The 9,244-nt window shown below is 65.6% G+C and carries 10 protein-coding genes and 1 tRNA gene; 5 read left to right on the top strand and 6 right to left on the bottom strand.

What is annotated here, in order from left to right:
• Window positions 1-69 precede the first annotated feature (69 nt).
• On the top strand, window positions 70-546 hold the full coding sequence (locus FNA67_RS20105) for a DUF2267 domain-containing protein (RefSeq protein ID WP_147657900.1): 477 nt from the start codon (window positions 70-72) through the stop codon (window positions 544-546).
• Here FNA67_RS20105 and FNA67_RS20100 read toward each other — a convergent pair.
• Genes FNA67_RS20100 through FNA67_RS20085 form a run of 4 tightly spaced genes read right to left on the bottom strand, consistent with a single transcriptional unit; the run spans window position 543 to window position 4,595 of the window.
• Window positions 543-1,349 carry an ABC transporter permease subunit gene (locus tag FNA67_RS20100; protein WP_049706850.1) on the bottom strand — a complete coding sequence of 269 codons (807 nt, stop codon included), beginning with the start codon at window positions 1,347-1,349 and terminating at the stop codon, window positions 543-545. The genes FNA67_RS20105 and FNA67_RS20100 overlap by 4 nt on opposite strands.
• A complete protein-coding gene (locus FNA67_RS20095) occupies window positions 1,349-2,293 on the bottom strand; it encodes an ABC transporter permease subunit (RefSeq protein ID WP_049706849.1) in 945 nt (314 codons plus the stop codon). The genes FNA67_RS20100 and FNA67_RS20095 overlap by 1 nt, the downstream gene beginning before the upstream one ends.
• Window positions 2,290-3,432, bottom strand: coding sequence for an ABC transporter ATP-binding protein (locus FNA67_RS20090; RefSeq protein WP_049706848.1), 1,143 nt, complete (start codon window positions 3,430-3,432; stop codon window positions 2,290-2,292). The genes FNA67_RS20095 and FNA67_RS20090 overlap by 4 nt, the downstream gene beginning before the upstream one ends.
• Window positions 3,433-3,491: 59 nt before the next feature.
• Complete coding sequence (locus tag FNA67_RS20085) at window positions 3,492-4,595, bottom strand: polyamine ABC transporter substrate-binding protein (protein WP_049706847.1); 1,104 nt, start codon at window positions 4,593-4,595, stop codon at window positions 3,492-3,494.
• Between the two features lie 517 nt (window positions 4,596-5,112).
• Here FNA67_RS20085 and FNA67_RS20080 point away from each other — a divergent pair.
• Genes FNA67_RS20080 through FNA67_RS20070 form a run of 3 tightly spaced genes read left to right on the top strand, consistent with a single transcriptional unit; the run spans window position 5,113 to window position 7,339 of the window.
• Window positions 5,113-6,063, top strand: a complete 951-nt coding sequence (locus FNA67_RS20080; protein ID WP_147657898.1) for a pseudouridine-5'-phosphate glycosidase — start codon at window positions 5,113-5,115, stop codon at window positions 6,061-6,063.
• Entirely contained in the window at window positions 6,060-6,974 is a 915-nt protein-coding gene (locus tag FNA67_RS20075; protein ID WP_147657896.1) for a carbohydrate kinase family protein, read from the top strand. The genes FNA67_RS20080 and FNA67_RS20075 overlap by 4 nt, the downstream gene beginning before the upstream one ends.
• Window positions 6,974-7,339, top strand: a complete 366-nt coding sequence (locus tag FNA67_RS20070) for a DUF1304 domain-containing protein (RefSeq protein ID WP_049706844.1) — start codon at window positions 6,974-6,976, stop codon at window positions 7,337-7,339. Before FNA67_RS20075 ends, FNA67_RS20070 begins: the two co-directional genes overlap by 1 nt.
• A gap of 106 nt (window positions 7,340-7,445) precedes the next feature.
• On the opposite strand, the gene FNA67_RS20065 is transcribed toward FNA67_RS20070, so the two are convergent.
• Together FNA67_RS20065 and FNA67_RS20060 are read right to left on the bottom strand one after the other, a co-directional pair.
• Window positions 7,446-7,521 (bottom strand) — tRNA-Ala (locus FNA67_RS20065).
• Between the two features lie 68 nt (window positions 7,522-7,589).
• Complete coding sequence (locus tag FNA67_RS20060; RefSeq protein WP_147657893.1) at window positions 7,590-8,609, bottom strand: NAD-dependent epimerase/dehydratase family protein; 1,020 nt, start codon at window positions 8,607-8,609, stop codon at window positions 7,590-7,592.
• A 67-nt stretch (window positions 8,610-8,676) separates the two neighbouring features.
• Here FNA67_RS20060 and FNA67_RS20055 point away from each other — a divergent pair, with 67 nt between their 5' ends.
• A complete protein-coding gene (locus FNA67_RS20055) occupies window positions 8,677-9,243 on the top strand; it encodes a TetR/AcrR family transcriptional regulator (RefSeq protein WP_170267376.1) in 567 nt (188 codons plus the stop codon).
• Window position 9,244 lies beyond the last annotated feature (1 nt).

The raw sequence follows: 9,244 nt of genomic DNA, 5'->3' as shown, positions 1-9,244 counted from the left end.
AGCGGGTGCGTTCACGATTGTCTCGCTGGCGCGTTATGCTCACGAACACGATCCTGAGGAGGTGAAGCGATGACCAATCCGCGCGACGTCAAATACGCAACCGAGCAGATCGCCGAATGGCTGGGCGAGATCAAGGATCGCGCGATGCTGGCCACGCACAACCAGAGCTTTGCCATCCTGCGCGCGGTGCTGCTCGAACTGCGCGACAGCCAGGAACTCGACGCCATCGCGCAGACCGGCAATGCCCTGCCGGCGCTGCCAAGGGGCATCTATTACCAGGATTTCGCGCCGTTCGAGCTGGCACGGCCTGTACCCGATGCGCAGAGCTTCGCCGAGAGGGTGGCCGAGCGCCTTTCGCCCCATGTCATCGGGCCGACGACGACGGTCAGCGACGTCTTCGCCACCCTCAAGCATCGTCTCGATCCGCACGAGGCCGGGATCGTCAGGGCGCATTTGCCCGCGGCATTGCAGCCGGTCTGGGACGAGGCCGATCCTAAGGCGCCGACGGAACGAACCTACGGCACCGCGGGTCTTATCGACCTCTAGGTCCTGTTGACCTTGGGCCGGGTCATCTGGAGGATCGTCGCGCCCAGGACGCCGACCGAGACGATGCCGATGATGATGGTGGCCAGGGCGTTGACGTCCGGGGAGACGCCCAGGCGGATCTTGGAGAAGATAACCATGGGAAGCGTGGAAGAACCGGGACCGGAGACGAAGCTGGCGATGACCAGGTCATCGAGCGAGAGCGTGAATCCGAGCAGCCAGCCCGAGATCAGCGCCGGGGCGATGATGGGAAGGGTGATGTCGAAGAAGACGCGCGCCGGCGTCGCCCCCAGGTCCATCGCCGCTTCTTCCAGGCTCAGGTCCATGTCCGACAGGCGCGACTGCACGACCACGGTGATATAGGCCATGCAGAAGGTGGTGTGAGCGAGGATGATGGTGAGTTCGCCACGTCCGGCCGGCCAGCCGAAGAAGGTCTCCATGGCCACAAAGAGCAGCAACAGGGAGAGACCGGTGATGACGTCGGGCATCACCAGGGGCGCCGAGACCATGCCGGTGAGGGCCGTCCGGCCGCGGAAGCGGCGGAAGCGCACGAGAGCCACGGCACAGAGCGTACCCAGCACCAGGGCGATGGTCGAGGAGATGGCGGCGATGCGCAGCGACAGCAGCGCGGCGCCCAGCATCTGCGGATCGGCGAAGAGTTCGCCATACCATTTGAGCGAGAAGCGCGACCACACGGTCACCAGCCGGCTCTCGTTGAAGGAGAACACCACCAGCGAGATGATCGGCAGGTAGAGGAAGGCGAAGCCGAGGACGGCGAAGAGGGGGAGAAGCCAGCCGCGCCGCATCACTTGCGCTCCACGACGGCGTTCTGGGCGCGCTGCAGCAGCATGATCGGCACCACCACCACGATCAGCATGGCGATGGCGACGGCCGAGGCGCGGGGCCAGTTGGTGTTGGAGAAGAACTCGTCCCAGAGCACCCGGCCGATCATGAGCGTGCTCGGTCCGCCCAGCAGCGAGGGGATGACGAACTCGCCGATGGCGGGAATGAACACCAGCATCGAACCCGCGATGATGCCGGGCAGCGAGAGCGGCAGCGTGATCGAGAGGAACGTGCGGTAGGGCCGGGCACCCAGGTCCGCCGAGGCCTCGAGCAAGGCGCCGTCGAGCTTCACCAGGGTCGTATAGAGCGGCAGGATCATGAAGGGCAGGTAGGAATAGACGATGCCGACATAGACGGCGAAATCGGTCTGCAGCATCACGATGGGCTGGATGCCGAAGAGGCCGAGGAAATTGTTGATGACGCCATTGCCGCGCATGAAGCCGGTAAGCGCATAGACGCGCAGCAGGAACGAGGTCCAGAACGGCAGGATGACCAGCATCAGCAGGATATTGCGCCAGCGGTCGGGCGAGCGCGCGATGAAATAGGCCATCGGGTAGCCGATGACGAGCGCGATGGCGGTCGAGATCGCGGCGATCTTGATCGAGTTGAGATAGGCGGCGATGTAGAGGCCGTCCTGGAAGAGCTTGAGGTAGTTGGACAGGTGCAGCGTCAGTTGCACCGTGCCGTTCTCGCCGACGCTGAGCAGGCTCGAATAGGGCGGGCGGCCGAACTGCTTGGTCGAGAGCGAAATGCCGAAGACCACCCCGAGCGGGATGAGAAAGAAGATGGTCAGCCACAGCATGGGCGGCAGGATGACTGCCCAGCGCCCGGTGACGCCGTGCTCCTTGAGCCGGCGCTCGATGCTCTTCCACGGGCGGACGGCAGGGAGCGAGCCGTGGACGCTCATACCGTCAACACGGAGCCCGCGCCTCCGCTCCACTGGGCGTAGACTTCCTCGTCCCATTTGATGGCGTTGGGGTCGCCGCGCTCGGAATTGGCCTTGGTGACGCGCATGTACTGGCCACTGTCGAGCTTGACCTGGAAGACGCTCATGTCGCCGAGATAGGCGATGTCCTCCACGATCCCCTTGGCGATGTTGGCGTCGCCCTCGGGGCGTTCGCGCGTCAGGGTGATCTTTTCGGGGCGGATGGCATACCAGAGGATCTGGTCGGGCGCGCAGTCGACGCCGTGGTCGACATAGATGTCGCAGCCGGCCTCGGCCGAGCGGATGCGCACGTGGTCGGCCTCGTCCTCGGTGACGACGCCCTCGAACATGTTGACCGAGCCGATGAAGCCGGCAACGAAGCGCGAGTTGGGGAATTCGTAGACGTCGGCGGGTTCGCCGATCATGGCGATCTCGCCCTGGTTCATCACCCCGATGCGGGTGGCCAGGCTCATCGCCTCTTCCTGGTCGTGGGTCACCACGATGAAGGTGACGCCCAGCGTCTCCTGAATCTTGACCAGCTCGAACTGGGTTTCCTCGCGCAGCTTCTTGTCGAGCGCGCCGAGCGGTTCGTCGAGCAGCAGCAGCTTGGGGCGCTTGGCGAGGGCGCGGGCGAGCGCCACGCGCTGGCGCTGGCCGCCGGACAGCTGGTGGGGTCGGCGCTGGGCATAGGGCTCGAGCTTGACCAGGCGCAGCAATTCCTCGACGCGCGCGGCGATCTCGTCCTTGGGCATGCCCTCGCGCTTCAAGCCATAGGCGATGTTCTTTTCCACGCTCATATGCGGGAAGAGCGCATAGGACTGGAACATCATGTTGACCGGGCGCTGGTAGGGCGGCACGCCCGTCATGTCCTGGCCGTCGATCTCGATGGTGCCCGAGGTGGGTTCCTCAAAGCCGGCCAGCATGCGCAGCAGCGTCGACTTGCCCGAGCCGGACCCGCCCAGGAGGCAGAAGAGCTCGGACTTGTAGATGTCGAGCGAAACGTCGGCGACAGCGGCGACGTCACCGAACTTCTTGGTGACGTTCTTGATGCGCACGAACGGCTTGGCATTCGGATCGCGCCAGGGGCGCGTGTCGACGGCGAGCTGGGGCTTCTTGGCCATTTCTCGAAAACTCTGGATAGGCTGAAGGGGCGGCGCGGCGGCCGCCCCTCTTAGGGCTGTTACTGGCCAGTCTTGATGCGGGTCCAGGTACGGGTCAGCAGCTCTTCGTAATCGGGCGAGTGCGCCGTCATCACGAAAGCCTTGGCCAGAACTTCGGGCGAGGGATAGATGCCCGGGTTGTTCTTGACCTCGTCATCCACGAACGGCAGCGATTTCACGTTCGGGTTGGCGTAGAACACGTAGTTGGTGATCGCGGCCACGATTTCCGGCTCCATGATGAAGTTGATGAACTTCATGGCGTTTTCCGGATGCGGCGCGTCGGCGGGGACGGCCAGGAAGTCAAAGAGCGTGGCGGCGCCTTCCTTGGGGATGATGTAGTTGATCTCGACGCCCTGGCCGGCCTGCTTGGCGGCATCGGCGGCGATGAACACGTCACCGGAGTAGCCCAGCGCCAGGCAGATTTCGCCATTGCCCAGGTCGTCGATGTACTGGGACGAGTGGAAGTAGCGGATATAGGGCTTGATCGAGGTCATGAGCGCCTCGGCCTTGGCCAGGTCCTCCTCGTTTTCCGAATTGGGGTCGAGGCCCAGATAGTGGAGCGCGATGCCCATGACTTCGGAAGGGCTGTCGAGCACGGCGATGCCGCACGAGGCGAGCTTTTCGGCGTTCTCGGGCTTGAAGAGCAGGTCCCAGCTGTCGAGCGCAGCGCCTTCACCCAGGGCGGCGGTGGCCTTGGCGACGTTATAGCCCAGGCCGATCGTGTTGATCATGTAGGGCACGGAATGGGCGTTGTCCGGGTCGAACTGGGTGGCCGCCTGCATGATGGCGGGGTCCATGTTCACCAGGTTGGGCAGCTTGGACTTGTCCAGCGGCAGCAGCAGGCCGGCCTTGACCTGGCGCTGCAGGAAGCTGCCCGAGGGGACCACGATGTCGTAGCCCGAATTGCCCGCCAGCAGCTTGGCGTCGACGATCTCGTTATTGTCGTAGACGTCGTAATTGACCTTGATGCCGGTCTCCGCCTCGAACTTGGCGATGGTGTCTTCGGCAATGTAGTCGGACCAGTTGTAGACGTTGACCACGTTTTCCTGGGCCAGAACCGGCGCATTGAGGGCTGGCGCGGCGACCATGAGGGCGCCGAGAGCCAGAATGAGCGAATTTTTCATTCGGACAGCTCCTAAGTCTGGGGCACGTTGCGCAGGGTTTTTCCCTGCGGTCTTGTTCTCTCGTTGCTTGCCGGGTTGAGAGACACCCGGTTAGTCCGCGGGGTCGGCGCCCGCGATCACGAGGCTCTTGGCGCTGCGCCCCTCCCGAGGCGCGCGCTCAAGATCTGCCAAAAGGTCAAAGCCTTGCCGGTGCGCCCGCTCGATGCGGCGCTACGCTGGGCAAATGTATGCAATGAAAAGCGGCGCAGAATCGCGCCGTGAAAACTCTCGCTGGCAATGGACCCGCTCGCGGGCGCATATCGATCCAAAGGAGCGTCTGGATCAATGAAAGTCTGGTTCAGCGAAGTAGACCTTTTCTCTAGAACGGGCGCACGTTAGAGCGGATTTTTCCCCGGGACAAGGGCGTGGGGCGGCGAATCTTGTGGGGGGCTTGACCATTGTGCCGCCCCGGCCTCTATAAGCGCAAAACCGGGCCCGCCGGCGGGCGGGCCGCCCCCGATTTCGAAGGATTTTTCACGTGACCGCCAAGTCCTATCTCTCGATCAGCCCCGAAGTGAAAGCGGCCCTCGCCGCCGGCAAGCCGGTGGTGGCGCTTGAATCCACCATCATCACCCACGGGATGCCTTATCCGCAGAACCTGTCCATGGCCCAGAACGTGGAAGCAGTGATCCGCCAGAACGGGGCAGTGCCGGCCACGATCGCCATCATGGACGGGCGTTTCGCGGTGGGCCTGACGAGCGAGCACCTCGAGCGGCTGGCCCTCGAAGGCGGCAAGGCCGCCAAGGCCTCGCGCCGCGACGTCGCCACGCTCCTCGTCACCGGCGGGCTGGCCGGCACGACGGTGGCCACCACCATGCAGATCGCCGCGCTCGCCGGCATTCATGTCTTTGCCACCGGCGGCATCGGCGGGGTGCATCGCGGGGCCGAGGAAACCTTCGATATCTCGGCGGACCTCGAGGAGTTGTCGCGCACCCCGGTGGCGGTGGTGTGCGCCGGAGCCAAGTCGATCCTCGATATCGGCAAGACGCTCGAAGTGCTCGAGACCAATGGCGTGCCGGTGCTCGGCTACGGCACCGATGCCTTCCCCGCCTTCTGGGCGCGCGAGAGCGGGCACAAGGTCGATCACCGGTTCGATGACGTCAGGGACATCGCCCGGGTGGTAGCGCTCCAGGCCGAACTGGGAATGGGCGGGGTGCTGGTCGCCAATCCCATTCCCGCCAAGGATGCGCTCGAGGCTTCCGCCATCGAGGCGCGCATTGCCGAGGCCATCAGGGGCGCGGAGGCCGAAGGGGTGTCGCGCAAGGACCTGACGCCGTTCCTGCTCAAGCGCATCTTCGAATTGACCGAAGGCAAGAGCCTGGCCGCCAATATCGCGCTGGTCGAGAACAACGCCGCCGTTGCCGCCCAGATCGCGGTGGCGCTCGCCGGCCAGGCGCCCAAGGCCTCTCCCCAGGTCCGCCGCGCATGACGCCAGCCGCCGGGGGCAAGGTCCTCGTCGTCGGCGACGTCATGACCGACATCATCGTCAAGCCGGAAGGGCCGCTCAACCGCGGCTCGGACCGGCGCGCGGCCATCCGTTCGCGCCCGGGCGGATCAGGGGCGAACCAGGCGGTCTGGCTGGGGGCGATGGGGGCGGACGTGCGTTTCCTCGCCCGGGTGGGCGCGGCGGACGTGGCGAGCCTGCGCACCTATTTCGAAGGGTTCGGCATCGAGCCGCTCCTCGTGGGCGATCCGGCCCTGCCCTCGGGCGTCCTCGTCACCATCGTCGATCCGGATGGCGAGCGCAGCTTCCTCACCGATCGCGGCGCCAATCTCGAGCTGGCAGTCGATGATCTCCCCGAAACCCTGCTCGATGGCGTCGGGATCGTGGTGGTCTCGGGCTATTCCTTCTTCGCGCCGGGACCGCGCGCCGCCGTCCAGTCGCTTTTCGCCATGGCGCGCTCGAGGGGCATTCCCGTTGCCGTCGATCCGGCCTCGGTCGGCTTCCTCCAGGAAGTGGGGGTGGGCAATTTCCTCGACTGGACCGAGGGGGCGTCGCTGCTCTTTGCCAACGATGCCGAGGCGCTGGCGCTGTCCGGCTACAACGAATGTGCCGCCCAGATGGCCATGCTCGGCCAGCGCTACGAGCGCGTGGTGATCAAGCGTGGCGCCTTGGGCGCAGCGACGGGGAATCGCGCGGGGATCGCCCTCAGCCTGCCGGCGCCGCAGGTGGAGGTGCTCGATTCGACCGGGGCGGGGGATGCGTTCGCCGCTGGCTTCATCGCGACCCGCCTGCGCGGCGGAGACGAGCGGGCTTGCCTTGAGGCAGGGATTCTCGCAGGTTCGGAGGCGGTCAAGGCCATTGGCGGCCAGCCGGCCGCAAAGCCCCGGGGGGATTGATGGATATCGTCGCCAAACTGCTCGTCGCGCTCATTGCGGCGGTCCATATCTATATCGTGGTCCTCGAAATGGCGCTGTGGACCGCGCCCTCCACCCGCCGCCGTTTCGGCACCACCGCCGAGTTTGCGCAAGCCACGAAGAACCTTGCCGCGAACCAGGGGCTCTACAACGGCTTCCTCGCCGCCGGCCTCATCTGGGGTCTCGTCCATCCCGACCACGCCGTGGGCTTCCAGATTCAGGTCTTCTTCCTGGCCTGCGTGATCGTGGCGGGGATCTACGGCTCCATCACCGCCAAGCGCTCGATCCTCTTCGTCCAGGCCGTCCCTGCCGCCATCGCGCTGCTGTTCGTGTGGTTGGCGGGTTAGGGGGATAGCTCCTCAGGAGACCGGCCGGCCGATCGAAGCAGCGCGCAAAGGCACTGCTCTCCTCAAGGGAAGCACTTGGCGAAACTGACCGGGAGGCAAACGGAGATGGTGGAGCTGAGGGGAATCGAACCCCTGACCTCATCATTGCGAACGATGCGCTCTCCCAACTGAGCTACAGCCCCGCTCCGATTTGCGCGATGCTTTTAGCGAAAGTCTGAGGCGAGTCCTAGCCCCTTTCGCACGAATTTTGTCACACGAGGTTTTCGGCGAGGAGGCTGCGGGCCGAGGCGATGACGGCGTCGTCGGCGCTGAGCAGCGGGCGGCCCAGGACCGTCCTGGCTTCGGTGGCGTCGAGACGCTTGTAGACGCCGAGTTCGTTGAGGTTGGAGCGCACGTCGCCATCGAAGATCGCATAGAGCCGCACCATCCAGTTCGGCATCTCGAAACGCGGCAGCTTGCCGCGCCGCTCGGGAATGGCCTTCGCGAGGGTGCGGGACATTTCCATGAGGGTGAGGGTATCGACGCTGATGGGCAGGCGATGGCCGGCGGCTTCCGGATCGGTCATGGCCGCCACATGGAGCGCGGCGACATCGCGCACGTCGACGACGCCGAAGGCGATGCGCGGGGCGGCGGGTACCGAGCCGTTGAGCAGGCGGCCGACCAGCGCTGCCGAAGTGCCCGGATCGTCATCGAGAAGCGGCCCCAGTATGGCGCTCGGATTGACGGTGACGAGAAGGTCGTGGCGGCCGGCGGCGTCCACGATCTCCCAGGCGCGCCGCTCGGCGCGGGTCTTGGATTCGGTATAGGCGGTGATGTCGCGTCCGCCCAGTTCGGTCCAGTCCCTGGCGGTAAAGTCGCGCTGGGAGGTGGGGTGGCCATAGGCGATCGCAGCCATCGAGGAGGTGAGCACCACACGCTCGACATTGGCGGCCAGCGCCGCCTCGAGCGCGCGCTCGGTGCCCTCCACGGCCGGGCGGATGAGCTCCATGCGGTCGCGCGGCATGGTGGTGACGAAGGGCGAAGCGGTGTGCTGGAGGTAGCGCACGCCCGCCATGGCCTCGGCCCAGCCGCCGTCCGACAGGAGGTCGAGGGCGACGAATTCGAGACGGGTGACGTCGGCGCCGTGACGGGCCAGGGTCTGGCGCACCTTGTCGGCCTTGCGTAGGTCGCGCACACTGCCGCGAACGTGGTAACCAGCCTCCAGCAGGTCGAGCGCCACGTGGCCGCCCAGGAAGCCGGATATGCCCGTCAACAGAACCAGATCAGCCATTCATCGTCTCCTTTGTGTTGAACGAAATGTATGATAATCGTTCAATTAGTTCAATAGGAGATCCGTGTTGATCGAAAAAGCGCGCCGCCAGGCGCCCGAACGACGGCAGAGCATTCTGGAAGCGGCCCGGTTCCTGGCGCTTCGGCATGGCCTGCGGGCGGTCACCATGGAGGCGATCGCGCGCGAGGCGCATGTGGCCAAGCCGACGCTCTATGGCTATTTCCCGGACAAAACCGCGGTCTACGAAGCGGTGATGGAGGAACTGGTCGTGCAGTTCCGCGCCGCCTTCGACACGGCGCTGGCCCAACCCGGGGATGTCGTCGAGCGCGTGGCCGGCGCCCTCGCCGACAAGCACAAGACCATCGTGCGCGTGCTCGAGGGCTCACCGCATGCCGACGAGCTCTATGACGAGCACAGCCGGCTGGCGGCCGAGCAGTTCCGGCGGCTCGAGGCGCATGTGGAAACCGAGGTGGAGCGGGCGCTCCAGGGGGCGGGTGTCGCCCGTCCGCGTCCCCTGGCCCAGCTCGTCCTGGCCGCCACCTACGGGGTGGGGCGCAAGGCGCGCAATGTCGCCGAAATCGGTCCGGCCATCCGGCTGGTGACCGAGCGGCTGGTGCGGCCCGAGCTTGCCTGAA

It is taken from the genome of Youhaiella tibetensis (genome assembly GCF_008000755.1).
GTDB lineage: Bacteria > Pseudomonadota > Alphaproteobacteria > Rhizobiales > Devosiaceae > Paradevosia > Paradevosia tibetensis.
This window is presented reverse-complemented; position numbering and strand designations above follow the sequence as displayed.

Bases quoted from the DNA above. Each gene is read 5' to 3' on its own strand.
- FNA67_RS20070 (WP_049706844.1), top strand. From the start codon at position 6,974: ATGGATATCGTCGCCAAACTGCTCGTCGCGCTCATTGCGGCGGTCCAT.
- FNA67_RS20100 (WP_049706850.1), bottom strand. From the start codon at position 1,349: ATGCGGCGCGGCTGGCTTCTCCCCCTCTTCGCCGTCCTCGGCTTCGCC.
- FNA67_RS20090 (WP_049706848.1), bottom strand. From the start codon at position 3,432: ATGGCCAAGAAGCCCCAGCTCGCCGTCGACACGCGCCCCTGGCGCGAT.
- FNA67_RS20075 (WP_147657896.1), top strand. From the start codon at position 6,060: ATGACGCCAGCCGCCGGGGGCAAGGTCCTCGTCGTCGGCGACGTCATG.
- FNA67_RS20085 (WP_049706847.1), bottom strand. From the start codon at position 4,595: ATGAAAAATTCGCTCATTCTGGCTCTCGGCGCCCTCATGGTCGCCGCG.
- FNA67_RS20095 (WP_049706849.1), bottom strand. From the start codon at position 2,293: ATGAGCGTCCACGGCTCGCTCCCTGCCGTCCGCCCGTGGAAGAGCATC.
- FNA67_RS20105 (WP_147657900.1), top strand. From the start codon at position 70: ATGACCAATCCGCGCGACGTCAAATACGCAACCGAGCAGATCGCCGAA.
- FNA67_RS20060 (WP_147657893.1), bottom strand. From the start codon at position 8,609: ATGGCTGATCTGGTTCTGTTGACGGGCATATCCGGCTTCCTGGGCGGC.